General features: G+C 74.0%; 21 protein-coding genes and 1 pseudogene. 12 read left to right on the top strand and 10 right to left on the bottom strand.

Translation table 11 applies throughout. The features are described 5' to 3' along the window. Nucleotides 1-58 precede the first annotated feature (58 nt). Nucleotides 59-1,315, bottom strand: a complete 1,257-nt coding sequence (locus ACIPYS_RS08120; protein WP_400744678.1) for a Dyp-type peroxidase — start codon at nucleotides 1,313-1,315, stop codon at nucleotides 59-61. 31 nt (nucleotides 1,316-1,346) lie between these two features. Here ACIPYS_RS08120 and ACIPYS_RS08115 point away from each other — a divergent pair, with 31 nt between their 5' ends. Both ACIPYS_RS08115 and ACIPYS_RS08110 read left to right on the top strand, forming a co-directional pair. After that, a complete protein-coding gene (locus tag ACIPYS_RS08115) occupies nucleotides 1,347-2,690 on the top strand; it encodes a nitrous oxide reductase family maturation protein NosD (RefSeq protein WP_093863933.1) in 1,344 nt (447 codons plus the stop codon). Nucleotides 2,691-3,101: 411 nt separating this feature from the next. Continuing rightward, nucleotides 3,102-3,463: pseudogene (locus ACIPYS_RS08110) on the top strand (ATP-binding protein); the annotation flags it as partial. A 133-nt stretch (nucleotides 3,464-3,596) separates the two neighbouring features. Here the strand turns inward: ACIPYS_RS08110 and ACIPYS_RS08105 are convergent. Together ACIPYS_RS08105 and ACIPYS_RS08100 are read right to left on the bottom strand one after the other, a co-directional pair. Continuing rightward, nucleotides 3,597-4,319, bottom strand: coding sequence for a GNAT family N-acetyltransferase (locus ACIPYS_RS08105; protein ID WP_400744676.1), 723 nt, complete (start codon nucleotides 4,317-4,319; stop codon nucleotides 3,597-3,599). A gap of 288 nt (nucleotides 4,320-4,607) precedes the next feature. Beyond that, nucleotides 4,608-5,441, bottom strand: a complete 834-nt coding sequence (locus tag ACIPYS_RS08100; protein ID WP_400744674.1) for a DUF1206 domain-containing protein — start codon at nucleotides 5,439-5,441, stop codon at nucleotides 4,608-4,610. 635 nt (nucleotides 5,442-6,076) lie between these two features. On the opposite strand from ACIPYS_RS08100, the gene ACIPYS_RS08095 reads away from it, so the two are divergent. Next, the gene (locus ACIPYS_RS08095) at nucleotides 6,077-6,424 is read left to right on the top strand and encodes a VOC family protein (RefSeq protein ID WP_400744672.1); all 348 of its coding nucleotides are present in this window, start codon (nucleotides 6,077-6,079) and stop codon (nucleotides 6,422-6,424) included. Nucleotides 6,425-6,554: 130 nt separating this feature from the next. Here the strand turns inward: ACIPYS_RS08095 and ACIPYS_RS08090 are convergent, their stop codons facing one another. After that, nucleotides 6,555-7,385 (bottom strand): hypothetical protein, encoded by an 831-nt coding sequence (locus tag ACIPYS_RS08090; protein ID WP_400744670.1) that lies wholly within the window; start codon nucleotides 7,383-7,385, stop codon nucleotides 6,555-6,557. A 248-nt stretch (nucleotides 7,386-7,633) separates the two neighbouring features. Then, nucleotides 7,634-10,492, bottom strand: coding sequence for an SdrD B-like domain-containing protein (locus tag ACIPYS_RS08085; protein ID WP_400744668.1), 2,859 nt, complete (start codon nucleotides 10,490-10,492; stop codon nucleotides 7,634-7,636). A gap of 277 nt (nucleotides 10,493-10,769) precedes the next feature. On the opposite strand from ACIPYS_RS08085, the gene ACIPYS_RS08080 reads away from it, so the two are divergent. From ACIPYS_RS08080 to ACIPYS_RS08070, 3 genes are all read left to right on the top strand, one after another. Continuing rightward, nucleotides 10,770-12,023, top strand: a complete 1,254-nt coding sequence (locus tag ACIPYS_RS08080) for a 2-isopropylmalate synthase (protein WP_400744666.1) — start codon at nucleotides 10,770-10,772, stop codon at nucleotides 12,021-12,023. After that, on the top strand, nucleotides 12,020-12,697 hold the full coding sequence (locus tag ACIPYS_RS08075; protein WP_400744664.1) for a hypothetical protein: 678 nt from the start codon (nucleotides 12,020-12,022) through the stop codon (nucleotides 12,695-12,697). Before ACIPYS_RS08080 ends, ACIPYS_RS08075 begins: the two co-directional genes overlap by 4 nt. A 220-nt stretch (nucleotides 12,698-12,917) precedes the next feature. Further along, nucleotides 12,918-14,240 (top strand): hypothetical protein, encoded by a 1,323-nt coding sequence (locus ACIPYS_RS08070; RefSeq protein WP_400744663.1) that lies wholly within the window; start codon nucleotides 12,918-12,920, stop codon nucleotides 14,238-14,240. A 163-nt stretch (nucleotides 14,241-14,403) separates the two neighbouring features. On the opposite strand, the gene ACIPYS_RS08065 is transcribed toward ACIPYS_RS08070, so the two are convergent. Together ACIPYS_RS08065 and ACIPYS_RS08060 are read right to left on the bottom strand one after the other, a co-directional pair. Then, entirely contained in the window at nucleotides 14,404-15,366 is a 963-nt protein-coding gene (locus tag ACIPYS_RS08065) for an alpha/beta hydrolase fold domain-containing protein (protein WP_400744661.1), read from the bottom strand. 44 nt (nucleotides 15,367-15,410) lie between these two features. After that, nucleotides 15,411-15,731, bottom strand: a complete 321-nt coding sequence (locus ACIPYS_RS08060) for a putative quinol monooxygenase (protein ID WP_400744659.1) — start codon at nucleotides 15,729-15,731, stop codon at nucleotides 15,411-15,413. Nucleotides 15,732-15,873: 142 nt separating this feature from the next. Between ACIPYS_RS08060 and ACIPYS_RS08055 the strand changes: the two genes are divergently transcribed. Together ACIPYS_RS08055 and ACIPYS_RS08050 are read left to right on the top strand one after the other, a co-directional pair. Next, entirely contained in the window at nucleotides 15,874-16,776 is a 903-nt protein-coding gene (locus ACIPYS_RS08055; RefSeq protein ID WP_400744657.1) for an AraC family transcriptional regulator N-terminal domain-containing protein, read from the top strand. Between the two features lie 140 nt (nucleotides 16,777-16,916). Next, a complete protein-coding gene (locus ACIPYS_RS08050) occupies nucleotides 16,917-17,681 on the top strand; it encodes an SDR family oxidoreductase (protein ID WP_093863923.1) in 765 nt (254 codons plus the stop codon). Nucleotides 17,682-17,709: 28 nt separating this feature from the next. Here ACIPYS_RS08050 and ACIPYS_RS08045 read toward each other — a convergent pair whose 3' ends face one another. The 3 genes from ACIPYS_RS08045 to ACIPYS_RS08035 form a co-directional block, all read right to left on the bottom strand. Beyond that, nucleotides 17,710-18,414, bottom strand: coding sequence for a DUF1345 domain-containing protein (locus tag ACIPYS_RS08045; RefSeq protein ID WP_400744655.1), 705 nt, complete (start codon nucleotides 18,412-18,414; stop codon nucleotides 17,710-17,712). A gap of 186 nt (nucleotides 18,415-18,600) precedes the next feature. After that, nucleotides 18,601-18,819, bottom strand: coding sequence for a DUF6243 family protein (locus tag ACIPYS_RS08040; RefSeq protein ID WP_400744653.1), 219 nt, complete (start codon nucleotides 18,817-18,819; stop codon nucleotides 18,601-18,603). Between the two features lie 210 nt (nucleotides 18,820-19,029). Further along, nucleotides 19,030-19,458, bottom strand: coding sequence for a helix-turn-helix domain-containing protein (locus tag ACIPYS_RS08035; protein WP_093863921.1), 429 nt, complete (start codon nucleotides 19,456-19,458; stop codon nucleotides 19,030-19,032). A gap of 126 nt (nucleotides 19,459-19,584) precedes the next feature. Between ACIPYS_RS08035 and ACIPYS_RS08030 the strand changes: the two genes are divergently transcribed. The 4 genes from ACIPYS_RS08030 (at nucleotide 19,585) to ACIPYS_RS08015 (ending at nucleotide 24,944) form a co-directional block, all read left to right on the top strand. Then, nucleotides 19,585-21,069 (top strand): MFS transporter, encoded by a 1,485-nt coding sequence (locus ACIPYS_RS08030; RefSeq protein ID WP_400744651.1) that lies wholly within the window; start codon nucleotides 19,585-19,587, stop codon nucleotides 21,067-21,069. 395 nt (nucleotides 21,070-21,464) lie between these two features. Next, complete coding sequence (locus ACIPYS_RS08025) at nucleotides 21,465-23,111, top strand: ABC transporter substrate-binding protein (protein ID WP_093863919.1); 1,647 nt, start codon at nucleotides 21,465-21,467, stop codon at nucleotides 23,109-23,111. A gap of 1 nt (nucleotide 23,112) precedes the next feature. Then, nucleotides 23,113-24,090 carry an ABC transporter permease gene (locus tag ACIPYS_RS08020; protein ID WP_400744647.1) on the top strand — a complete coding sequence of 326 codons (978 nt, stop codon included), beginning with the start codon at nucleotides 23,113-23,115 and terminating at the stop codon, nucleotides 24,088-24,090. Beyond that, nucleotides 24,087-24,944: an ABC transporter permease gene (locus ACIPYS_RS08015; protein WP_093863918.1), complete on the top strand. Its 858-nt coding sequence runs from the start codon at nucleotides 24,087-24,089 to the stop codon at nucleotides 24,942-24,944. Before ACIPYS_RS08020 ends, ACIPYS_RS08015 begins: the two co-directional genes overlap by 4 nt. Nucleotide 24,945 lies beyond the last annotated feature (1 nt).

Genomic DNA, 24,945 nt, shown 5'->3' with positions numbered 1-24,945 from the left:
GCGTCCGCGCCTCGCCCGGAATCGCCCCGAGGCCCGCGCAACGGGCTCCCCCGGGCCGTCAGTCGAGCAGCCCCGCACCGAGGACGGTGCCCAGCGGGGCTCCGGGAAGCACGTACGCGACCGCCGAGGCCGTGTGGGTGAGGAAGGGGTTGAGGGCGTCGCGCTCGGCGAGGCGGCTCTGCACGCGGGTGAACTGGGCGGTGTCGCGCACGAAGGCGGCGAAGAGCAGGCCGCGGTCGTCCGGGGCGTCGTCGTAGCTGTAGCCGCGCCGGAGCATGCGGGCGCCGCCGTCGAGGCGGGGGCCGGTGAGCCGGACGTGGGCGGTGGCGGGGATGACGTAGGCGCCGTCCGGGTGCTTGGCGTAGAGGTCGGGCTCGTCGCGCTCGGCCGTGCCGGTCAGTGGGGCACCGTCGGCCGCGCGACGGCCCATCGCGGCCTCCTGCCGCTCGGCGGGGAGAGCCGCGAAGGCGGCGGTGTCCATCCGGATCCGCCGGTACACCAGGACGGTGGCGTTCTCGTGCGGGCCGGGCGGGCCCCAGACCCACTGGCGGGCGGCCTCCTCGTCCGGGTTGGCGGTGCCGTCCTTGAAGCCGAACAGGTTGCGCGGAGTGGCACCCGGACGGGTCGTGGGCAGGAAGCCGGACTGCGACCAGCGGGGTACGAACCCGACGGAGTGGGCGGCCGAGCCGGCGAGTTCGGTGAGGACGGCGAGGGTCCAGGGGTCGGTGGCGGAGAGCTGGAGCAGCAGGTCCCCGCCGCCGCGCGCCGGATCGAGACGGTCGCCGGGGAAGGGCGGAGGCTCGGCGAGTCCACCGGGCACGGCGAGGCCCAGCCGGGCGGCGAGGGCCGGGCCGAGGCCGACCAGTGAGGCGGTGCGGGGCGGCCCGTCGTCGCCCCGCAGTCGCGGGTCGGGGGGCGTACCGGCCGCCGTGGCGGAGAGCAGGCCGGTCCAGTCGGCGAGCAGCGCGCGCAGCGAAGACCGTTCGGCGGTCGGGGAGTTCGGCGGAAGGTCGAAGGCCAGCAGCCTGGTGGCGGCAAGTTGAGGCCCCGTCAGCCCGGACTGGCGGGCCCCGTGGAACGGGATCGCGCCGTCCTGCGGCGGCGCGGCCGGACCGGCGGCACCCCCCGGGGCCCGGCCGGTTCCGGCCGCGCCGCCGAACAGGGTCCCCCCGGTGGCCAGTTCGCCGACGGCCGCGCCGACGCCGGCCGCGATCACCGCGCCGGCCGCCAGCAGGGCCCGGCGCCGTCCGGGGCCGCTCGCCGGTGGACCGTCGGGCGGGTCCGGCGGCGGCGTGTTCTCCGGTTCGGTGGGCATGCGCCCTATTGGAGACGATAGAACACGTCCTATGCAAATCACGTTTCGTGTTCGTCAGTTGACTCTCGGGGTGGTGCTGGCACTGGCAGCCGGGACGGTCGCCGGGTGCTCCTCCGGCGGTACCGGATCCGGTTCCGGCTCGCACGACGCCGCACACCCGGCCGGTACGGTGATCCGGGTGCCGGAGGACTTCCCCACCGTCCAGCGGGCCGTGGACGTCGCGCGCGACGGCGACACGGTGCTGATCGGCCCCGGCACCTACCGCGAGAGCGTGCGGGTCGCCAGGAGCAACCTGGTACTGCGCGGGACCGACCGCTCGGCCGTGCTCCTCGACGGCGGACTCAAGCTGGCCAACGGCATCACCGTCACCGGCCCCGGCTCGGTGGTGGAGAACCTCACCGTGCACCACTTCCTGGCCAACGGCGTGCTGTTCACCGGCGTCACCGACGAGAAGCTGCAGCAGCGCGGGGCGGGCGGCTCGGCGTACGACCCGCTGGACACCGCCCGCTTCCCGCCCGTGCAGGGCTTCCGGGCCACGGGGGTGACGGCGTACAACAACGGCCTGTACGGCATCTACGCGTTCGACGCGCGCGGCGGTGTGATCGAGGACTCCTACGCCTCCGGGCACGCCGACTCCGGGATCTACGTCGGCCAGTGCAAGCCCTGCGACACGGTGGTGCGCGGCAACACGGTGGAGCGCAACGCGGTCGGCGTGGAGCTGACCAACGCCTCGGACGGCCTGTCGATCCTGGGCAACCGGGTGGCCGGGAACCGGGTGGGGGTCACGGTGAACTCCAACGACCTGGAGGCGCTGGCGCCGCAGCACGGCGCGGTGATCGCCGGCAACGTCGTGGTCGACAACAACGCGGCCGACAGCCCGCAGCAGGCGGACGGCGGCTTCGGCATCGGGATCGGGATCGGCGGCGGGACGGCGAACCGGGTGGAGCGCAACCTCGTCCGGGGCAACCGCGCGGCCGGGGTGGTCGTCACCGATCCGGCGGGGCACCCGGCGAGCGGCAACCGGGTCGAGGGCAACCAGGTGGACGGCAACGGCGCGGACCTCGTGCTGGCATCGGTCGATCCCGGCAACTGCTTCGGCGGGAACCGGCCCGGCACCCAGAGCCCGGAGGGGCTGGAGGCGGCGGCGCCCTGCGGCGGCGCGGGACGCGGACCGCTGGCGGCCGGGCGGCCGGCGCCGGTGCAGGCACCGCCGGGGGTGCCGTTCAGCCAGGTGGCGGCGCCGCCCGCACAGCCGTCCGCGGTCGATCCGGCGGCGCCGGCCCGCCCGGCGGTCGGGCTGCCCGGGCCGGTGGACCCGGCGGCGTACCCGCTGCCGACGGACGCCGGATCGCTGCCGCCGCGCCCGGCGGGCTGAGGGCGGTCGCCCGGTGGCCTCGATGGTCCGGTCACCCGGTCACGCCGATCACCCCGGTGGTCCGGTCACCCCGGTCACCCCGGTCGTCTGCGGAGCCGGCGGACCGCTGGCGGCCGGGCGGCCGGCTCCGGTGCAGGCGCCGTCCGGCGGCTGGGGGGCGCCTGCACGGCCGCCGGGCGGGCCGCCCTTCCGCAGTCCGCGAGTACACCGTCAGCTCCATCGTCTCGCTGGCGCGGCCACTGGGTCGGGTGGATCCGAGTCCGCGTCCGGGTCGACCGGTCAGTACCGGGAGAAGCGGCGGCGGGCCGCCGAGCGGGCGAACCCGCTCCCGAGGACCGCCGCGACCGCGGTCAGACCGAGCCCCGGCGTCGAAGATGCAGTATCAGCTGGCCATTAGCGCCACTGACGTCACACACCACCGCTTCGAACCTGGTCAACGAGCTGGCCGAGGCCGCCGACGACAGCAGTTGTCCAATGCCATCGCCCGTTACGGGCGCGTTGATCTGTTCTGCCCGGACGAGCTGGGATACCTGCAACTCGACGATCATGGGGTCGAGTTGCTGTTCCGGATTCTCACCGAGCGAGAGGAACGCCACGCGATCGCGATCGCCTCCAACGCCCCGTTCTCCGAGTGGGACAAGACCTTCACCGACAAGCGGCTGTGCTCCGCGATCTTGGACCGCCTCACCTTCGACGCCCACGTCGTCGAGACCGGAACCGACTCCTACCGCTTGGCCGCCACCCAGGCCCGCCGCCAGGCCTGCGCCGCGTGAACATCACCGACACGGTCCGGCCCGGCGAGCTGGTGACGTTCCCGGCCGCTTCCCCGACAGCACGGACGTTCTGACCGGGGGCGGCCTGTCCGGGGCAGCACGAACACCCGCGGCCCCGGACAGGCCGCTTCGGCTATGCGAGCTCGATGCTCAGTTGCGCGCCCAGTTCCCTGAAACCCAGGGCGGCAGCGACCCGGCGGGACTGGGGCACCCGGGCCCGCCACTGCGGTAGCAGCCCTGCGGCGAGGGCATGCACTGTCGTCGCCGAGCCCGCGGCCCGGGCCAGTCCCCGGCCCCGACGTTCGGGCGCGGTCAACACACTGATGTGAGCCGTCCAGCTCGGCCAGGCCCGGTATCCGGCTGCGGCGACCACCTCGCCGGCCTCGCGGACCACGAACGCGGGTGAGGTGATCCCATCCAGACCCGCTTCCCCGGCGTCGTCGTCGCCCGCCAGCTTCTCCAGCCGCCGCAGGTCCGGATGGTTGCCCGGCAGTTGCTCCACCGTCAGCACATCCGCCGGCACAGGACGGAACCTGTCCGAAGAGGTGTAGGCCAGCGCCGCAGGACCAAGCACCCGGGCCACCGGCAGCACGCTGCGGACCGCGTCGGCATCGGTGACGCCCTCCACCGGCAGTGACGCCAAAGTAGCGCGAACAAGTACAGCCGCGTCCTCGCTGGGTGCGGTCACGATCGCCGATCCGCCGAGAGCCACCACGCCGACCCAGCCCGCCGGGCAGGTCCTCGACTCCGGCGAGACGACCACGTTCACACCTCCGATCGGTGCGAACGACACCGGCGCTGAGGCCAGCTCTTCCCACAGCCCACGGGCTCTGACCAACAAGGAATCTATCGGCATGCCCCGATCCTGCCAGCCCGAACACACTGTTGACCTGGAGAATTAAACCGGCGAGATCATCACCAAGGGCTGCGAAGCCCCGCAAAGTGCAGATGCCCGCCCGGACGCATACCTGGCGGGGGCGCCATCCGGACGGGCGGCGAGCTGTGGACTCCGGCGACTCGCGCGACTCGGCCGCCGTCCCGCTCCGGTCGGCGGGATCGCCGTGGCTCCGAATCAGCAACGGCCCCGGGTCCGTGGCCCGCGCGATGTCGGTCCGTGTCCATGGGCCGGGCCGGACGGCTCCGGTCAGTCGAACGAGCGCCAGCGCGCCGACAGGAAGGAGAAGATCCCGAAGAGCAGCAGGCCGAATGCCACGGCGGCGAGCAGCGAGGGGCCGGCAGCCGTGTCGGCGAGGCTGCGCAGTGTGTCGTCGAGCCCCTTGGCCCGCTGAGGATCGAAGCGGACGGCCGCGGTGACGAGGAAGACACCCGCCGCTGTGAAGACCGTGCCGCGCGCCGTGTTGCCGGCCATGCCCACGATGGTGACGGCCGTCCGCGTTCGGCGTCCCATCCGGCCGGTCGACAGTTTCCGCAGGAACCGGCGTCGCAGGGCCTGGACGGCGGTACCCACTCCGACTCCCGCCACGACCAGTCCGGCCACGGCGACCAGGACGCGTCCCGTCGGGAGGCCGAGAGCGTGCGCCGTCCAGGTCCGGGACTTCCCGTCGCCGTCCGACTCGCCGCCCGCTCCGGCGGCGAAGGCCGCGGTGCCCCAGCACACCGCGGCGTAGAACAGCGCCCGGCCGACGTTCAGCAGCCGCTTGGCGGCTTTGTGGTCGCCGCCCCGGCCGAGCACCACCGTCGAGGCGCGCCACAGTGCCATGCCCGCGAAGCCGGCCACCAACAGCCAGAGCGCGGCCTCGCCGAAGGGCTGCTCGGCGACCTGGCGCAGCGCACCCTGCCGGTCGGCCTCGTCGGACCCGTCGCCGGCCGCGATCCGGAGGGCGAGCAGTCCCACCAGGACGTAGACGACGCCGCGGGCCGTGAAGCCGGCACGTCCGGCCAGGCGCAGGCCCCGTCCGGCGGTGGGGGCGGTCGGCTGCCGCCGGGCGGGCCGTCCTTCCGCAGTCCGTGAGTACACCCTCAGCTCCCTCGTCTCGCTGCCGCGGCCACCGGTTCGGGCCGGGTGGGTCGGGGTCCCCGTCGGACCCCGGTCGGGTCCGCGTCGGGTCCGTGTCGGCCGGTCAGTACCGGGAGGAGCGGCGGCGGCGGGAGGCCGAACGACCGAGCCTGCTCGCGAGGCCCGCCGCGACCGCGGTCAGACCGAGCCCGGCGCCGAAGAGCAGTATCACCAGAGCCATGAGCGCCACTGTCGTCATCATGGTGCTGTCCTCTCCCGTACGGTTCGGCGACGCCCGGCCCGGTGCCGGGTGCCGCGTGCGGGCCTCGCCTTCCCCGTCGCGCCGCACCCATGCGGGCCCGCCGTCAGGGTTGGCCCACCGCGTCGGGCGGCCCGGTGGGAGCCCCCGGGCGGGACCCGTGCCGTCGAGTCGTGGCGACGGGGACGTTCGAGGCCAGCACCGCCGACGACGTCCGACACCGGGTCCGTCCCGATGGCTTCCTCGTCGGCGGCCCTCGTCGAAGGCACCCAGGAGCCCACGGCCCCGCGGGCCTTCGAACCCACGGGGCCGTATGTCGCACGAGCGTGCGACGGTGGACGCGCAGTAGTGTTCCCGGAGTCGTGGAGTCAGATTCGTTCGTGCGGGGAGTCCGTCGATGGCCGTTCGCCGTGTCGTGCCCAACATCGTCTCCGGTGCCGCGCCGGAGAGCCGGGAGTTCTACGGGCTGCTGGGCTTCGAGGAGGTCATGAACCACGGTTGGATCATGACGCTCGCCTCCCCGTCCAGCCCGGCGGCGCAGATCAGCGTCATGACCGAGGACAGGACGGCACCCGTCGCCCCCGACCTGAGCATCGAGGTGGACGACGTGGACGCGGCGTACGCGGCGATGCGCGAGAGCGGCGCGGAGATCGTCCACCCGCTGCAGGACGAGGAATGGGGAGTGCGCCGCTTCTTCGTGCGCGATCCCAACGGACGGGTGGTCAACATCCTGGGGCACCGCTGACGACCCCGGCAGGACCCGGCCAGGCCGGGCGGCAGTATTAGGCAGTTGATCAATAGTAAAATTGGCCACTTGACCAATACTACACATTGGCCATCTGCCCAATAAGCTAATTGGCTACTCGGCCAATTGCTCAGCCGGTGAGCCAGGGCGCTTCGGGCAGCACGGCGCCGCTGTCCTGCCCGGCGAACTCCACCGCGGTCGGCGTGCCCAGGCCGGGCATCCGCATCGTCACCCGCCGCAGGCCGCCCTCGCCGTCCACCCAGTAGGTGAGCGGCGAGCGTTCGCCGTCGGGGGCCGCGCCCTGAGCACGCGGACCGGCGAACCGGTCGTAGTCCCGACCGTCGATCCGCTCCCCGCCGAGCCTGCGGGCCCCGGACTGGGCGAGCAGCAGCGGGTTGTCGGGCCGATCGGCGCCGAGCTGGACGACGAGCTGCAGCCCGGCGTCCAACGGGTCGGCCGTGTAGGTGCGGGGCGACCAGCCCTGCCGGGGGACGCGTTCGGCCTGCTTCCAGGCCGGGCCGTCGACCCCGGCGGGTTCGGGTGCGAGCCCGAGGCCGCCGGCGTCCCACACCACCAGGCCGTGGTCGAGCGGGCCGCTCGCGCCCGTCGTCCAGTAGCGGCCCACGCCGCGGCGGTTCCGGTAGTCGACCACGCCCTCGACCCGGACCGAAACGTCCCCGCCCTCGGCGGCGGTGAGGGCGACCTTCACCGGGCTGGCCTGGTAGAGGTTGAGACGGGACAGGGCCAGCCTGGACGCCTCGTCCACGCTCACCGGGCGCTCGCCGGAGCCGTCGTCGACGCTCCGGTAGGCGACCAGGCCGCCGAGGGCGGCAGCGGCAACCGCGAGGGCGGCCAGGATCGCCGTGCGCGGGCGGACTCGGCGGCGCGGTCCGGCTGGGCCGTCCGCCGCCTGTGCCGTCCGGGCCGACCGCTTCGGGGCCGCCGGGGTCGTCCGGGCCATGCGGGTCCCTTCTCTCGTTCGTTGTGCGGGATTCGTTGCACGGGGCCCGTTGCGCGGGATCCGTTGCGCGGGGCCCGCCGTTCGGGGCCCGCCGTTCAGGACCCGTCGCGGGACGAGCCGTGCGGGACCCGTCGATCGGTGGCCGGCCCTGTTCGCACCAGCGGGCGGGTCCAGGGCCCGGAGGCCGTGGACCCGCCCGCCCGGCGACGGCACGTCAGGACCGTCGCCGGGATGCCGTGCCGGTACGCCTACTGGTGCCGCGCCCGGCGTCGGCGGGACAGCAGCAGGAGCGCCGCGCCGAGCAGCGTCAGCGTTCCCGCGCCGGCCAGCATCACCGGAATGCTGTCGCTCGCACCGGTGCTGGGCAGGTGCGATCCGGGGACGGGGGCCGGCGGAGCGGGCGGCGGAACCGCCGGACCCGGCTGCGCCGGGGGCCAGGTCGCGGGCGGCGTCACCACCGGCGGCGCCGTGGTCGGCGTGTCCGTCGGGGTGGGCGTCGCCGTCGGGCTCGGCGTGGGCGTGGGCGTCGGGGTCGGGGTGACCGTCGGCGTCGGGGTGGGTGTGGGCGTCGGGATCAGCTTGTTGACGGCCGTCACCGAGACCCCGGCGGTGAGATTGTCGGCGGTCAGCGTCAGCGGGCCGAACACCGTCACCTCCGGCGCGGAGTAGCCGTCCGGCGGGCTGGTCTCCTGCCAGAAGTACGTCCCGACCGTGCCGGTGCCCTGGCAGACGCCGTCGGCCCCGGTCGTGCACGGGTCGCCCACCGCAGTGTCGGGCTTGTCGCCGGTGCTCTGCAGCCCCTCGGTGCCGTTGGTGTCCTTCCACAGCCGGAACTTCGCGCCCGCCAGCGGCTTGCCGTCCTGGTCGTGCTTGACCAGGCGCAGCGCGCCCTCCTGCTGCCGGAACCCGAAGTCGTAGGTGTGGTCGTTCTCCCCCGGTCCGCCGGTGGTCAGGGCCCGTTCGACGTACTGCCCGCCCGCCGGGACGACGCCCTTGGAGTCGACGAAGCGGTTGTCGCCGACGTCCGCGGTGGTCGGCACCCACTGGTACAGGGGGCCGCCCTTGGCGTAGTCGGCCGGGTTGTCGAGCTTGACGGTGTACTTGGTGCGCGGCTTGAGACCGCCGGTGACGTTGGAGTCGTCGAAGTAGTACTCGCCGCGCGCGGTGGTCTTCGTGGTGCCGACGAGCTTCCCCGACTCGTCGTACAGGTTGACCGTCGCGGCCGGCACCGGGCGCTGGCCCGGCAGTTGGAGGCCGGAGCGCTCGGGGTCGTACCAGACCCGGTTGCCGATCTGGAGCGGGGCCTGGTCGCAGAGCACCTCGAGGTCGCCCATCGAGGCGCCCTTGCCGAACGGCGCCGCCGTGCCCGCCGGGTTGAGCCGCAGGCCGAACTTCGGGTCCTGCTGGCCGTTGCGCTGGAGGAACGAGGTGCCGTAGCCGTAGGCGGTGTGGTTGGGGTCGAAGGCGGAGGTGGCGATGGTGTTCTCGGCCTTGGAGAAGGCCATGCCGGCGAAGGCCGTGTTGCGGTGGCCGCCCCAGCTGGTGTCGAAGAACCGGGTGCCCCGGGGCGAGAGCCCGCAGCCATTGTTGGTGTCCATCACGTAACTGCCGTTGACCGGGCACGCCTTGTTGAGGTCACCGCCCGACATGACGACGGCGACGGAGCCCGGCGTGGGTCCGGCCGGGGCGCGGTCGCCGAAGCGGTCCCGGAAGGACAGCAGCATCGAGCCGTCGGTCTCGAAGGCGATCTCGCCCAGCTCCGGTTCGGGGTTGGCGATGGTGCTGGCGCCGCAGGGGTTGCCGTTCTGCGAGGTCGGATAGGTGTTGGTCCACGGGAACCAGCCCGCCCCGTCGCAGGGGCCGCCGCCGACGGTGCTCTGGCGCGGGTAGTCCAGCGGCTGCTTCAGCACCGCCGCCGCGAAGGCGCCGGTGCCGAGGTCGAACGGCAGCACGACCGCACGCAGGTCGGCGACCTTGCCGGTCGACTCGCCCGAGCAGACGCCGCCGAGGTAGCCGGTACCGTCCTGCAGGCCGAGGCCGAACGGCCGCCAGTCCACGGCCGCCGGGCAGCCGGGGTCGGGGATCGGGTAGGAGGCCTTCGGTGCGGCCGCGGTCGGCCCGGTGGCGTCGTAGCGGTAGAGCTTGCGGTCGTTGAGGTTGACGACGAAGAGGTCCTTGCCGTCGTCGGTGATCTTGATGCCGCCGAGGCTCTCCTTGCCCGGCACCGCGAGGAACGCGTCGTCGGTGCCGCCGCCGTGGGCGGTCGCGCCGGCGTTCGGGACGGTGGTGAAGAGCTTCGTGGACTTGGTGACCGGGTCGGTCACGTAGATCGCGCCCGCGCCACCGGGGCCGTAGTCCGTGGTGCGCTTGGCGACGGCGGAGGAGAACAGCCGGCGGTCGGCCCGGTTCCAGGCGATGCCGAACAGGGTGCCGGTGTCGGCGTTGGTGGCGAGGTCGGTGGCGTCGACGTCCACGCCCTCCTGGCCGCGCGCGCTGTACGGGAAGGACAGCAGCGTCCGCTGCGCCCCGCCCTCGCGCGTGGTGGGCTGGCAGGCCGCCACCAGCGGGGCGTTCTTCTGGCAGTAGTCGCCGGGGCTCCACAGCCCGGTGGTGTAGGAGACGTTCTTGCCGCCGGAGAGGTCGACGAACTCCTCGTTGCTGCTCAACTGGGTGGGCGCGCCGGTCAGGCCCTGCCGGGAGGCGAACGCCGGGTACAGCTTGCCGGGCTTCGGATTCACCACCTGGACCCGGTACTTGCCGCCGGTGGGCTTGGCCGCGGCGGGCGCCAGCGTCACCGTGCCGTCCGCCGCCGTGGTGCCCTCGATGCTCGCGCCGGCGTCGTCGGTGAGGGTCACCCTGACTCCGGCCATCCCGGGTTCCAGCGCGGGTGTCCACACCCCGGTGGTGTCGACGGCCCGCACCACGCGGACCGTCACGGTGCCGTCGCCCGCCTGCGGGAAGGCCTCCGGAGCGGCCACCAGCGAGACCGCGCCGATGCCGACGGCCAGCACCACCGCTCCGCCGAGGGTCCGGCGGCCGGGCGCCCCCGGCCGCCGTCGTTCCGGGCCGCGCGGGGCGCCCGGTTCCTGTGCACGTGTCGTTGTCATCCCTGCTCTCATGGTGGAGTCGGGCTCACCGCCCCGACCTCGGACCGGGGTCGTGGATGGCGGAAAGCCGCCGTTGGTAAGGGGAGCTTAAAGGGGGCTTACGGAAGTTCGCAGGGGAACGAGGAACTTTGACGTTCCATCAGATGTTCCGCCGCCCTCGAACTGAGTGTTCGTCAATTGTCGCTCCACGAGCGCACGCAGGCGCGAGGCATCAATCCGCGCGCGCCCCCGTCGAGCGCCCGGCGTAAGGTGCGCCCCGGACGAGAGGAGATCATCGATGCGGGACATCGTGCGGGAGTCGGCCACGGCAGGACGCCTGGTGGTGTGGGAGGAGTCGGCGCGCGACGGCGCGCAGGCCAAGACCTTGATGCCGGGGGACTTCCGGGTACGGCTCGCCCGGGAGCACGGCGCGGTGTTCGGCGTGGAGGGGCCCCGGCACGTGGTGTTCGCCGCCGGGTTCCCCGCCGTGTGCGCCGAGGAGTTCGAGGCGGTGCGGCGGGTCGCCGTCGAGACCGAGGGGCAGGTTTCGGCCGCGGCCGTCTGCCGGGGCACCGGGGCCGACGTCCGGCAGGCGGTCGCCTCGGTGCGCGGCGTCGCGCACGCCCGGGTGCTGGCGGTCGTCCCGGCTTCCGAGGCGATGGCCCGGGTGATGACGCACCGGGGCGCCCGGGAGGCGCTCGCGCACGGCACGGACCTGGTGAAGACGGTGCGCGACCTGGACGAGGGCGTCGCGATCGACCTGTGCCTGGCCGACGCCTCCCGTGCCGACCACGGCCTGATGGCCGAAGCGGCGGGCGCTTTCACCTCCGCCGGGGCCGGCACGGTGCTGCTAGCCGACACCGTCGGACGCCAACTCCCCCGCGAGACAGCCGAGATGTTCGACCGGGTGGCCGCCGCGGCCGGTCCCGGGGTGGTCCTGGGTTCGCACCTGCACAACGACCTCGGCCTCGGGCTCGCCAACACCGTCGAGGCCGTGCGCGGCGGCGCCCGGGTGGTGGCCAGTTCGTGGCTCGGCCTGGCCGAGCGCTCCGGGCTGGTCGCCACCGAGCAACTGCTGTTCCTGCTCGCCCACGACCCGGAACGCGCGGCGGTCCTGCTCGGCTCCGCCGGGCGCGCCGCCGACCTGTGGTGGCGGGCACCGGACCTCACCCGGCTGCCGCGCATCGCCGCCCTGGTCTCGGAGCGGACCGGGGTGCCGCTGACGGTCACCACCCCGGTGGTCGGCAGCGGGGTCGCCACGATTTCCACCGGTACGCCCTTCGTCGACCCGCAGCTGTTCCAGCCCTACGACCCGGCGGCCCTGCTCGGGGTCGAACCCCGGATCGTGCTCACCCAGTTGGCGAGCGCGCGGGTCGTCACGGCCGTCGCCGGGCGGCTCGGCCACCGGCTGGACGCCGACGGCGCCCGCGCGGCCACGGCCTGGGTGAAGCGACGGGCGTTCCGCACCGGCCGGGCCGTCGTCGACGAGGAGCACTTCGCCGCCTATCTGGACGGCCTCGCCCGCACCACCGGCACCGAGGACACCCCGTGACACCGACACCTCCCGCCCGCGAACCGTCCGACCTCGCGACCGTCCGCGCCGCCCTGGCCCTGGGACGGGCCGTGGTCCTGCCCAACCCCGCCCCGCTGACCTGCGTCGTCGCCGCCACCCGGCCCGACGCCGTCAACCTCGCCAAGCAGCGCCCGGCGGAGCAGGCCGTCGCGCTCTGGGCCCACCACCCGAGGACCCTGGACGCCCTGACGGAACGGCTCGACCTCGGCCCGGACCCGCTGCGGCTGGCCCGGCGGCTGCTCGCCGAGGAGCACCTCACCGTGCTCGCGCCCGTGCGCGACCCCGAGGAGGCGCCGCCCTGGCTGGCCCCGGCCACCAAGGACGGCTGGACGCTGCTGTTCGGCACCCGCTGGCAGCCGCTGGCCGGCCTGCTGGACGACTTCCCGGTGCTGTACGTCAGCAGCGCCAACCGGACCGGCCACGACCCGGCGCCGGGGCCCGCCGAGGCGCTCGCGATGTTCCCGCCCGACGTACCGGTCCTCGGCTCCCCCGGGCTGGCCGGCCGCCCCGACGACCGGCGCCGGGCCGCCACCACCACCGTGCGGCTGCACCCGGACGGCCGGCTCGGCCTCCACCGGCACGGCGCCCAGGACCGCGGCTTCGCCGACCCCGAGCAGTACCTGGCCCGGCTCCGGAACGGCCTCGGGCAGTGAGGTCCGCGCCGTGAGGCCCGTAGCCGTGAGGCCCGTAGCAGTGAGGCCCGTACCGTGACGGCCGTGCGGTGACGCCCGCGCCGTAGGGCCCGTACGGTGACGCCCCTGCGGTGACGGCCACCGGGGTCCGGCGCGCCCCGGCGGCCGTCGGGGGCTGGTGCGCCCCGGCGGCCGTCGGGGAGACTTCCCACCGGGGGTGAGCGCGTTGGAGCGTCGCGCGGTGTCCGGACGGGGGCGGGCCGAGGTCGAGTTGGACCTTCCCGATCCCGCCCGACCGGTACTGGTCACGGTCGAGACGGAGGTCACCGCACGGATCGGGCTCCGAGCTGCCGGTCCTGGCCCGGCCGGCCGGCACGACGCCACCGAGGGCCGGGGGCACGCCGCGCTGCTGCTGTCGCCGGAACGCCAGCGGGCCGTCCGCCGGGTGACCGTCGATTCGACCGCCCGGTGGACCCTGCGCATCCACGCCCCCGACAGCGTCGACGAGTTCACCGCGCACACCCGCGGCAGCGGGCCGCGGATCCTGGAGCACCGGCGCGGAACCGCGCGGGCGGCGGCGAGCCAGATCGAGGACACCTCCGGCATCCTGCGGGTGGTGCGCTACCCCGACGGCCCGGACGGCCCGCCCACCGTGGTCGTGGACGAACTCCGCTCGGCTGTCGGCGGCACCCCGTGGGCCGGATTCGTGCTCGACCGCCCGCAGTTCGTGGTCGTCGAGTGCGGCAGCTTCTGGTTCCTCGACATCGCCCCGACCGATGGTTTGGCCTCGACGCCCCTGGTCCGGCACGGCTTCGACCGCACCACCGAGTACTTCGACCGGCCCCACCCGGGAGAGCCGGCGGTGCTGGAACTGGTGGCGGAGTTCGGTTCCTGTCACATGACGGTGATCGACGGGACCGGCCGGGAGCTCGGCAGGCACTGGGTGTCCGCCGACGCGGCCCCGGTGCTGGTCCCGCTCTGGGCCGGCCCGGAGGACGCCGCCCTCGACCGGCTCGGCGTCCGGGTGGAGTACGGCCGCGCGGCCTGGCGACTGGTCCTGCGACCGGACGAGCCGAGCCGGTCGCTGACCGGCCCCACCGAGGGCTCCGGCGACGAACTGCTCCGCTACGACGGCCCGCCCGCCGTGCTGCACGTGCGCCTCCCTACCGGGCAGCGCCGCCCGCTGACGGTGGAGACGGGGTACGGGGCCGTCCGGAGCCGGCGCGGGCAGGAGCGGTGCGGGGCGCTGCTGGTCGGGGCGGCCGGGCACCCCGAGGTCGTGACGGTGCGGGCCGAGGGCGGGTGGCTGCTGGAACCCGCCCCGCTGGACGGGCTGCGCGCCTTCGACGAGCGGCTGACCGGCCGCGGCTCGGAGGTGGTGCGCTGGACCGGCACCCGGGACCGGCTCGTCGTCCGCGGCCGGTCGGGGCTGCCCCGCCCCCCGTGGTACGCCGCCGTCTCCACCACCAGTTGGCCGGGGCTGCTCCCCGACGGGCCGACGGGCGCCCTCCTGCTGGTCGTCCGCGACCCGCGCCACCGCGGCTGGCGGCTCACCGCCCGCTGATCCGGCGTCCGAACAGGCGCTACCCGCGGTCCAGGGCCGACACCGGACTCGCCGCCGTCACCGTGAAGACGAAGACGATGACGGCGTTGGCCGCCACCGTGCGCCGCATCTCCCGGGAGGGCCGTGGCTACCGGAGCCGGAACCGGGCGTCGGAATCCGGGCGTCAGATCCGGGACAGCAGTCGGGCGAGCCAGGCGGTCCGGGTGCGGCGGGCCGTGACCGAGAGCTCCGCCCGGGGGTGGAGGGCGTCGAACCCGTGGCACCCCCCGGCCCACACGTGGAGTTCGGCGTCTCCTCCGGCGGCCCAGAGGCGGCCGGCGTAGTCGGCACACTCGTCGCGGAAGACCTCGGCCGAGCCGGTGTCGAGGTAGGCGGCGGGCAGACCGCCGAGGTCCTCGGCGCGGGCGGGCGACACGTACGGGGACACCTCGTCGGCGGGGGTCGCGCCGAGCACGGAGTGCCAGGCGAAGGCGTTCATCTCCCCGGTCCAGACACCCGGAACGCCGGAGTACTGGCGGCTGGAGACCGTGGTGTTGCGGTGGTCCAGCATGGGACAGACCAGGATCTGACCGGCCACCGCCGGGGTGCCGAGGTCGCGGGCACGCAGGGCGACGCCCGCGGCGAGGCCCCCGCCCGCGCTGGCCCCCGCGACCACGATCCGGTCGGGGTCGATCCCCAACTCGGCCGCGTTCTCGGCGATCCAGCACAGCCCCCGGTAGCAGTCCCCGGCGACGACCGGGCCCGCGTGCTCCGGAGCGAGCCGGTAGTCGACGGTCGCCACGACGACGCCGAACTCGTCCAGCCACTCCAGGGGGATGTCGAGCTGGGAGAAACGGTCGCCCATGACCATCCCGCCGCCGTGCATCCAGTAGACGCACGGGGCGGCGGCATCCGTGCGTTCCTGGCCGGCCGGAGTGAGCACCGTCAGCGGGATCCGGGTGCCGTCCGCGGCGGGGACGGCGAACTCGCGCCGATCGACGCTCCGGTGGGCGAGCAGCGGTTCGACCGGGGCCACGGCAAGGCGGCGGAGCCCGGTCAGCGTGTCGGCGCCGGGCACGGTCGGCAGGGGCATCCGGGCGAGGAACTCGCGCAGTTCGGGGTCGAGCGCGGGTCGGGTGGTCGTCATGGTCGGTGCGGCCTTTCGAGGAGGGGATCGGGGGACGGCAACGGTCAGCGTGCGGCGGCCCTGCCACCGACCGGTACGAGGTCGGTGAACTTCGCCTCCCCGGCCAGGAGTTCTGCGACGCGGGCGAGGAGCGCACGGGCCGCCCCACCCGCGAAGGCACGGTGGTGTTCGGCCTCGCTCGTCCAGCCCTCGACAACGTGGACGCGGTCCGGGTCGGCGGCCGAGCGCGAGACCAGGTAGACGAGGCAGTGCTCGTCGGCCCCGGGGTTGCCCTGGTCGAGCCCGGTCAGCAGCAGGTCGGCGAGGGGTCCGCCGAGTCCCGGCCGGGCGGTCATGGTGGCGTGGAACCCGTAGGTGACGGCCATCGGAGCGGTCCTTCCGGTGAGGGGATGCGGTGGTTCCAGTCAACCGGGATGCCCCGCACCGACGTTAGGGCGATGCTCGCCCGCCCTTGCCCGATCCTCGCGCCGACGGGAATCGGGGCGGGCGCGGTGCTGGAATGGGCGCATGTCCCTCGACGAAATGCGCACCCTGGTCGCCCGGCACGCCCGCCCGGACTCCACCACCGCCCTCGACGGCGTGCTGGTCTCCCGGATCGACCGACCGGGGCTCCCGGCGCCCACCATGTCCGGAACCGTGTTCGCGGTCGTCGCCCAGGGCTCCAAACGCCTGGCGCTCGGCGACCGCCTCTACACCTACGGCGCCGGGCAGTACCTGGTCACCTCCGTCGACCTCCCGGTCACCGGGCAGTTCACCGAGATCGGCCCCGGCCGGCCGGCGCTGGGCGTCGGCCTGCTGCTGGAACCGTCGGTGATCGCCGAACTGCTGCTCCGGGCCGGGCCCGGGGAGGTCCCCCGCGACACGGGCGCACCGTCGGGCATCGCCGTCGGCGACGCCACCGGGGCCCTGCTCGACGCGGTGGTCCGACTGCTGCGTCTGCTGGACGAACCCCGCGACCGGGCCGTGCTCGCCCCGCTGCTGAAGCGGGAGATCCTGTGGCGGCTGATCACCGGGGAACAGGGCGCGACGGTCCGTCAGCTCGGCCTTGCCGACTCCGGGCTGAGTCACGTCTCGCGCGCCGTGCGCTGGATCCGCGAACACTACGCCGAACCGTTCCGGGTCGAGGACGTGGCCAGGCTGTCCGGTCTGAGCGCCTCCGCGTTCTACCGCAACTTCCAGGCGGTGACGGCGATGAGCCCGATCCAGTTCCAGAAGCAGATCCGGCTCCAGGAGGCCCGGCTGCTGCTCGCCACCCACCCCGGGGACGTGACCGGCGTGGGGCGACGGGTGGGGTACGACAGCGCCTCGCAGTTCAGCCGCGAGTACCGGCGGCAGTTCGGCGAGGCGCCGAGCCGGGACGCGGCCCGACTGCGGGAGGACGGGGGCGCCCCGACCGCCGTGCTCCCGTGAGCGGCGGCGGGAGGATCGGGCAAAGGAAGGGCAGGATCGTGGCCCCGACGCCGCAGGTCAGGGCGGTTCACTGGAACCAGTCGCTCTCCCCGTGCAGCGGAGTTCCGCGCACACGGGCCCTTCCGAGCAGAGGATTTCCGATGAACACCATCCTGATCACCGGCGCGTCGTCCGGGTACGGCCGGCGGACCGCCCTGCACTTCCACGCCCGGGGCTGGCAGGTCGTCGCGGCCGTGCGCACGCCGCGCCCGGACACGCTCCCGGTCTCCGAGCGCCTGCGCGTCGTCGAGCTCGACGTGACCCGGCCCGAGAGCATCGCCGCCGGCTTCGAGGCCGCGGGGCCCGTCGACGTCCTGGTCAACAACGCGGGCATCCCGGCGATCGGGGTGTTCGAGGGGACGCCGATGGCCCGGGTGCGGGAGGTGTTCGAGACCAACACCTTCGGTGTCATGGCCACCACGCAGGCGGTACTGCCCGGGTTCCGTGAGCGCGGCAGCGGCGTCGTGGTCAATGTGACCTCCAGCGTGGTGCTCGGCCACATGCCGCTCTCCGCCCTGTACAAGGCCAGCAAATCCGCCGTCGAGGGGTTCACGGCGTCGCTCGCGCTCGAACTCGCGCCGTTCGGGGTGCGGGCGGCGACGGTCCAGCCGGGCGCCTGCCTCACGACGAACTTCGCGCGCCGGGCGACCGCCGACGGGGCGGCCGGCGACGGGGCGGCCGGCGCGGCGGTCCCGGCACCCTACGCCGAGTGGGCCGACCGGGCGATGGCCGGCTTCACCGCGCAGGAGCTTTTCACCACCGAGGAGGACGTGGCCGAGGCGGTGTGGCGAGCGGTGCACGACACCACCGGGCAGCTCCGCTTCCCGGCCGGGCCCGACGCGCACCGGCTCGCCGAGGCCAGGTGACCGGTCATCGGCCGACGGGGTGCGGCTCTCAGCCGCGGTCCAGGGCCGACACCAGGCTCGCCACCGTCACCGTGTTGAAGACGAAGGCGATGACGGCGTTGGCCGCCACCGTGCGCCGCATCTCCCGGGAGGTCACATTGACGTCGGTGGTACCGAAGGTCGTCATCACGGAGACGGCGAAGTACATGTAGTCGGCCCAGACGGCGGACTCGGCCCCGGTGCCTGTGCCGGTGCCGGTGCCGGGGAACTCCAGGGCCCGCTCGTCCTCCACCAGGTTGTCGGCGTGGAAGGCGACCGCGAAGGAGACGAGCACGCACACCCACGCCTCGACGACCAGCGCGAGCGCGATCGCCACCCGGACGCCGACCGGGAGCGCCGACCCCAGATGGCCGGGGCGCCAGACCAGGGACACCACCAGCGCGGCCGCCGCGACGAAGACCGACACCCCCGGTCCCGGGGCGCTGCCGAGCAGGTAGCGCTGCACGACGGTGCCGCGCTCGGAGCGCCGCGCCCAGTCCCGGATCCGCTCCGGGGAGGCGCCCGCGAAGGCCACCAGGGTGACGGTCAGGTAGGCCGACAGATAGGCGAACAGCACCAGCACGGCAACGTCCGCCCCGGACAGCGGAGCCGCCCCCTCGTGGAACGCGAGCAGCAGCACGAGCACGGCCGCCGCGACGACGGCGACCAAGAGGCTCGCGGCCGAGCGGCGGCGTTCGGAGAGCCAGGAGTGCACCGGCGGGCTCCTCGGGACGGGGGCTGGCGGGGCGGGCCGCCAGTGTAAGGGGCCGGGGACCGCCGGCCCCGGAAGGCCGGTCCGGCGGGGCGAGCCGGACCGGACCGGCCGTGCCCCGGTACGGCAGCGGGGCCCTGACCGCGCTGTGCGGTCGGGCCCCGCGCCGTGCCACCCTGCGGCGGCGCTTCAGCTCTTCCCGGTGTCCTCGCCCGTCTGCTCGGCGTCGCCCTCGGCGGCGCCCGCCTTCTCGCGCATCTTGCGCACCAGCTCCGCCTTCTGGTCGGCCGCGCCCCGACGGTCGAGGTTGCGGTGCGGACCGTTGTTCTGCCGTTCGGTACGGGAGAGCCGCTTGCGCTGGCCGCCGCCCATGCCCACGGGGTTGTTGATGTTCTTGCTCACGGTCACGGTCTCCGGTCAATGATGTGAAGTACTGCTGCGGATTCGTCGGTGGGGGACGGGCGGCGACGTCGAAGGACGCCGGCGGGGGCCCGTCACGCGTTCACCCGTGGATCGGCGTCTGGAGGAACACCACAAGAACGTTACCCGGTTCCACCGGTCCGGCGTACCAACGTACCGAACGGGGCGCAGCGGCACGGACGCCCCGTACGGCCGCCGTCAGCCCTGTTCGACGGCGGCCGCCTGCTCCTGGTCGTAGGAGTCGCGCGAGCGGGCGATGGCGTCGCGGTGGCGCTCCGCCCAGGCGGTGAGTCCCTTGAGCGAGGCGTAGAGCTCGTCGGCCATCTCGGTGCCGCGGTACTCCACCTTGGGCGGCACGGTCGCGTAGACGGTGCGCTCGATCAGTCCGTCCCGTTCGAGGTTCCGCAGCGTCAGGGTGAGCATACGGCGGCTGATTCCGGGTACGGACCGTTCGAGTTCGGTGAAGCGGACCGGACCGTGGCTGAGGTTGAGCAGGATCCCGATCGCCCACTTGCCACTGATCCGGTTGAGCGCCTCCAGGACGGTGCACGCCTCGCGGACGGGGGCCGGGTCGTCGATGTCGGCCCCCTCGATGTCCTCGATCACATCGTTGTTCCCCAGGAACATGAAAGTGCCTCCTTACGGTGGGACTTGATGGTCACACAGGATGGTCGCTGTAACAAGAAGTGCCCTCAGGGAGCGCGGGCGCCACCGGGCGCCCCTCCCCGGCCATTCCCCCGAAGGACTCCTCCGATGACCACGCAAGCCCCGCCGTCCCTCCAGCCTTCCAGGTCACGCTGGTTGGCACTGGGGGTCCTCTGCACCGGCAACCTGATGATCATCCTCGACGGTTCGATCGTGACCGTCGCCCTGCCGACCATCCAGACCGACCTCGGCTTCACCCAGTCCGGCCTGGCCTGGGTGGTCAACGCCTATCTCATCGCGTTCGCCGGACTGCTGCTGCTCTCCGGCCGACTGGGTGACCTGCTCGGCGGCCGCCGCGTCTTCAGCGCGGGCCTCGGCCTGTTCACGGTGGCCTCGCTGGCCTGCGGCCTGTCCTCCTCCTCGACGGCGCTGGTGGTGTTCCGGTTCGTCCAGGGAGTCGGCGGGGCGCTCGCCTCGGCCGTCGTCCTCGGCATGATCATCACCCTGTTCCCCGACGCCGGCGAGCGCGCCAAGGCACTGGCGGCGTACGCGTTCGTCTCCGCGGCCGGCGCCTCGCTGGGCCTGATCCTGGGCGGCGTGCTGACGCAGAGCTTCAGCTGGCCGTGGGTGTTCTACGTCAACGTGCCGATCGGCCTGGTGGCGCTCGTGCTGACGCAGAGCGTGGTGCCCGGCGGGAAGGGAGCGGGGCTGCGCGAGGGCGCCGACCTGGTCGGTTCGGTGCTCGCCACCGGCGGTCTGATGCTGCTGGTCTACACGATCATCAAGGCCGAGGAGTACACCTGGGCCGACGGCCGGACGCTGGGCCTGCTGGCCGGCTCGCTGGTGCTGCTGGCCGGGTTCGTGGTCCGCCAGGCGTACGCGGCCAAGCCCCTGCTGCCGCTGCACATCTTCCGCTCCCGGGCGGTCTCCGGAGCCAACGGCATCATGGTCCTGATGGTCGCCGGCCTCTTCGGCTACCAGTTCTGCACCGCGCTGTACTTCCAGAACGTCCTCGGCTACGACGCGCTGAAGACCGGGCTCGCCTTCCTGCCCGCGCCGGTCACCATCGCGATCGTCTCGCTGGGCTTCGCGGTCAAGCTGAACCAGCGGTTCGGGCCCCGCCGGGTGCTGGTCGCCGGCCTGCTGCTGGTGGCCGCCGCGCTCGCGCTGCTGGCCCGGGTGCCGAGCGACGGAAGCTTCCTCGTCGACATCGTGCCGGCGTTCGTCCTGCTCGGCCTCGGCTTCGGCGCGGCCATGCCGGCCCTGATCGGCCAGGCCATGTCGGTCACCTCGCCCAACGACGCCGGCATCGCGTCCGGCCTGGTGAACACCACCCAGCAGGTCGGCGCCTCGATCGGCACCGCAGTACTCGCCACGGTGGCCGCCTCCCGCACCGCGACGCTGCTCGGCGAGGGCGACAGCAAGGTCGCGGCGCTCACCGGCGGCTTCCACCTCTCCTACGGGCTCAGCGCCGTGTTCGTGGCGGTCGGCGTCCTGGTGGCCGCCTTCGTCCTGCGCAGCCCCGCCGTCACTGCCGAGAGCGTCCCCGAGCCGGACCTCGAGTCTGCGGATTCCCCCGTGCCGCAGACCTGACGGTCCCCGTGCGGCCGTTCCGGAGGGCTCCCCCCGGAACGGCCGCACCACCCTGACGGCGCGTCGCGCCGCCGGGGCCGCACCTCGCACCGCACGTCGGCCCCGCACCCCGCACCCCACTCCGCACCACCCCGCACCCCGCACCGCACTCCGCACCACGTCGGAGCCCACCGGCCGAACACACCCGCGAGCACACCCGCGAGCGTCCCGCCGCCAAACCCGCGGGTCCCGGAAGAGGGCCCGCATAGGGGGACGGTCAGGGGGGTCGGATCCGGACGGAGCCAGCAGACTCGTCGCATCGTCCGTGGCCGGGGCCGTCAGCGCCTCCCCCTCGGGGTGGGCGGGCCCCTGCGCCGCCCACCGGTCCCCCCTCGCGCAGGATCGAGAAAGAACCCATGTACACCAGACGCCGTTTCCTCCGTTTCCCGGTCACCCTGACCGCCGCCGCTGTCATCGGCCCCGCCGTCCTCACGGCCTGCTCCGACTCCTCCACCCCGCCCTCCGCGAAGAGCGGCGGCGGCACCCTGCGCTACGGCGCCGCCGTCGAACCCGACAGCTGGGACCCGCACGCCGCGTCCACCGCCGTCACCGGGCGACTGCTGCGCCCGGTGCTGGAGTCGCTGGTCGCGGTCGCGCCGGACGGGACCGTCAAGCCGTGGCTGGCCGATTCGTGGACGGTCTCGCCCGACGGCCTCACCTACACCTTCACCCTGCGCGCCGGTGTGACCTTCAGCGACGGCACCCCGTTCGACGCGGCGGCCGTGAAGGCGAACTTCGACCACGTCACGGCGGCGAAGACGGCCTCCAAGCGGGCGGCCGGCCTGCTCGGCCCCTACAAGGAGACCGAGGTGGTCGACCCGCGCACGGTGGCCGTCCACCTGACGGCTCCTCACTCCTCCTTCCTCGGCGCGGCGGGGAGCACCTTCCTCGGCTTCCACTCCCCCGTCGCACTGCGCGACCACGCCGGCGACCTCTCCTCCGGCGGTGCGTTCGTCGTCGGCACCGGCCCGTTCACCTTCGAGTCGGTGACGCCCGGCCAGCAGGCGGTGTTCAAGCGCCGGTCCGACTACAACTGGGCCCCGCCGACCGCCGCCCACCAGGGGCAGGCGAAGCTCGAGAGCATCGTCGTGCTGCTGCTGAAGGAGGACGCCTCCCGGGTCGGCGCCCTGACCTCCGGCCAGGTCGACGCCGCCGAGCTGATACCCGCGAACCGGCTGGCCGGACTGCGCGGCCAGAACGGCGTCCAGGTGGTCCGCAAGGCGGTCCCCGGCGTCCCCTACACCTACTACCTCAACACCGCCCGGGCGCCCTTCGACGACCCGCGCGCCCGGCAGGCCGTCCGGCACGCCATCGACTTCGCCGGAATCGTCAAGGGCATCTTCCAGGGCGAGTACGAGCAGGCCTGGGGGCCGCTGGCGCCCTCCACCCCCGGCGCCGAGCCCTCGTTCGCCAAGCCGGCCTGGGAGTACAGCAAGGAGAAGGCGGAGAAGCTGCTGGACGAGGCCGGCTGGACCGGTCGGGACGCCGAGGGCTACCGCACCAAGGACGGCAAGCGCCTCACCGCGGAGCAGCCGTACGTGCAGACCTTCGTCTCGGCCCAGAACCACACCTTCGACGTGGGCGTGCAGGACGCGCTGAAGCAGGTCGGCATCGAACTGAAGCTGGTGCCGCTGGACTCGGCCGGCTCCATCGGGCGCACCGGCAAGGGCGACTACGACGTGTTCGCCTTCGCCTGGCAGGGCTCCGACCCGAGCCTGCTGGGCAACCTCTACCACTCAAAGTCCCAGTTCGGGGGCGGCGGGGCGAACGGCAGCCGGGTCAAGGACGCCGAGATCGACGGCTGGCTGGACCAGGCCGAGGCGACCGTGGACGCCGCGCAGCGCTTCGAGCTGTACCGCAAGGTCCAGCGGAAGGTCGTCGAGCAGGCGTACTCCTTCCCGGCCTACATCGCCACCATGGACGTCGCCCGGCACGGCAAGGTGAACGGGCTGGTCCTGGACGTCGACGCCAACACCGACTTCTACGGCATCGGGGTGGCCTGAGGTGTCCGGGCGCGCCCGGCTCGCGCCGCTGCGCCACGTGCCGCCCTGGGCCAGGTTCGTCGTCCGGAGGCTCGCGGCGGGGCTGGTGGTGGTGTGGGGGACGCTCACGGTGACGTTCGTCGCCCTCCACCTCGCCCCCGGCGACATCGTGGACGGACTGATCGGGCCGGGCGCCGCCGCGACCCCGGCCCTGCGTGGCCAGGTGATCGCCGAGAACGGCCTGGACGACCCGCTGCTCCTCCAGTACGGCCGCCAGCTCGCCCGGTTGGCGAGCGGCGGCCTCGGCTGGTCGTACCAGCTCAACGAGCCGATCGAGCGGCTGCTCGGCAGCCAGCTCGGTCCGACCGTCGAGCTGGCGGTGTCCGCGCTGGTCGCCGCGCTGGTCCTGGCGGTGCTGGCGGCCACCGTGACGGTCGGCCGAGGCCGGGCGGTGCGCGGCGCCGCCGGTCTGGCCGAGCTGCTGATGGTGTCGATGCCCTCGTTCTGGCTGGGCATCATCCTGCTGACGGTGTTCTCCTACCGGCTGCACGCGCTGCCCTCGATCGGGGCGGACGGGCCGGCGGCACTGGTGCTGCCGACGCTGGCACTGGCGCTGCCGCTGGCCGGAGTGCTCGCCCAGGTGATCCGCCAGGAGCTGGAGACCACCGACGGCCGCCCGTTCGTGCTGACCGCGCGCTCGCGCGGCCTGGGCGCGACGGCGGTGCTGCTGCGGCACACCCTGCGGCACGCGCTGCTGCCGCTGACCACGCTGTCCGGTTTCGTGCTGGGCAGCCTGTTCGGCGGCGCGGTGCTGGTGGAGAACATCTTCACCCGGCCGGGCCTGGGCCGGGTGCTGGCCAACGCGGTCGGCTCGCGCGACCTGCCGGTGGTGAGCGCCCTGGTGGTCATCTCCAGCGCGGCGTTCGTGGTCATCAACACGCTGGTGGACGTGCTCCACCCGCTGATCGACCCCCGGCTGCGCGAGGGAGGCCCGGCATGAGCACCGTGACCGCCCTCCTCGACCGGCCGGCCGCGGCAGGCGCCCGCCGGGGCGCGCTGCTGCGCTCGCCGGCCCGCCTGGCACCCCTGGTCCTGCTGGCCGCGGTCGCGCTCGTGCTGGCCTTCCCCGGGGTGTTCGCCACCCACGCCCCCGAGGCGACGGACGTCGCGGCGGCACTGCGCCCGCCCGGTGCCGGGCACTGGCTCGGCACCGACCAGCTCGGCCGGGACGTCTGGTCACGGCTCGTGCACGGCACCCGGCTGTCGCTGCTGATCGCGGTCGGCGCGACGCTGATCGGGGTGGGCGGCGGCGCGCTGCTCGGCCTGGTCGCCGGCTGCGGCGGACGGCAGGTCGACTTCGCCCTGATGCGGGTGGTGGACGTACTGCTGGGCTTCCCCGAACTGCTGCTCGCGCTGGTGGTGGTGGCGCTGCTGGGCGGCGGCACGCTCAACGTGGCGATCGCCATCGGTGTCGCCGGGGTGCCCCACTACGCCCGACTGGTGCGCGGCCAGGCACGGCTGGTGCTGCGCTCGGAGTACGTGGAGGCGGCACGGGTGCTGGGGGTGCCGGCCTGGCGTTCGGTGCTGCGGCACGTGCTGCCGAACGTCGGCGGCCCGCTGGTGGTGCTGGCCTCCATCGGGGTGGGCTCGGCCATCATCTCGGGTTCCGGACTCAGCGTGCTCGGCCTGGGCCCGGTCCCGCCGGACGCGGACTGGGGCTCGATGGTCGCCGACGGCAAGGACTTCCTCCAGACGGCCTGGTGGATCTCGATCTCGCCCGGCCTGGCCGTCTCGGTCGTGGTGGTCTGCACCACACTGATCGGCCGTTCGCTTCAGTCGAGGGCGGTGCGATGAC

It is taken from the genome of Kitasatospora sp. NPDC089913, assembly GCF_044748625.1.
GTDB lineage: Bacteria > Actinomycetota > Actinomycetes > Streptomycetales > Streptomycetaceae > Kitasatospora.
Note: the sequence above shows the minus strand (reverse complement) of the source record. Positions and strands in the feature narration are given on the sequence as shown.

Excerpts from the sequence above, each read along its gene's own strand:
- ACIPYS_RS08065 (WP_400744661.1), bottom strand. The coding sequence starts at position 15,366 with ATGACGACCACCCGACCCGCGCTCGACCCCGAACTGCGCGAGTTCCTC.
- ACIPYS_RS08055 (WP_400744657.1), top strand. The coding sequence starts at position 15,874 with ATGTCCCTCGACGAAATGCGCACCCTGGTCGCCCGGCACGCCCGCCCG.
- ACIPYS_RS08015 (WP_093863918.1), top strand. The coding sequence starts at position 24,087 with ATGAGCACCGTGACCGCCCTCCTCGACCGGCCGGCCGCGGCAGGCGCC.
- ACIPYS_RS08080 (WP_400744666.1), top strand. The coding sequence starts at position 10,770 with ATGCGGGACATCGTGCGGGAGTCGGCCACGGCAGGACGCCTGGTGGTG.
- ACIPYS_RS08105 (WP_400744676.1), bottom strand. The coding sequence starts at position 4,319 with ATGCCGATAGATTCCTTGTTGGTCAGAGCCCGTGGGCTGTGGGAAGAG.
- ACIPYS_RS08030 (WP_400744651.1), top strand. The coding sequence starts at position 19,585 with ATGACCACGCAAGCCCCGCCGTCCCTCCAGCCTTCCAGGTCACGCTGG.
- ACIPYS_RS08085 (WP_400744668.1), bottom strand. The coding sequence starts at position 10,492 with ATGACAACGACACGTGCACAGGAACCGGGCGCCCCGCGCGGCCCGGAA.
- ACIPYS_RS08095 (WP_400744672.1), top strand. The coding sequence starts at position 6,077 with ATGGCCGTTCGCCGTGTCGTGCCCAACATCGTCTCCGGTGCCGCGCCG.
- ACIPYS_RS08120 (WP_400744678.1), bottom strand. The coding sequence starts at position 1,315 with ATGCCCACCGAACCGGAGAACACGCCGCCGCCGGACCCGCCCGACGGT.
- ACIPYS_RS08025 (WP_093863919.1), top strand. The coding sequence starts at position 21,465 with ATGTACACCAGACGCCGTTTCCTCCGTTTCCCGGTCACCCTGACCGCC.
- ACIPYS_RS08060 (WP_400744659.1), bottom strand. The coding sequence starts at position 15,731 with ATGGCCGTCACCTACGGGTTCCACGCCACCATGACCGCCCGGCCGGGA.
- ACIPYS_RS08115 (WP_093863933.1), top strand. The coding sequence starts at position 1,347 with ATGCAAATCACGTTTCGTGTTCGTCAGTTGACTCTCGGGGTGGTGCTG.
- ACIPYS_RS08050 (WP_093863923.1), top strand. The coding sequence starts at position 16,917 with ATGAACACCATCCTGATCACCGGCGCGTCGTCCGGGTACGGCCGGCGG.
- ACIPYS_RS08035 (WP_093863921.1), bottom strand. The coding sequence starts at position 19,458 with ATGTTCCTGGGGAACAACGATGTGATCGAGGACATCGAGGGGGCCGAC.
- ACIPYS_RS08090 (WP_400744670.1), bottom strand. The coding sequence starts at position 7,385 with ATGGCCCGGACGACCCCGGCGGCCCCGAAGCGGTCGGCCCGGACGGCA.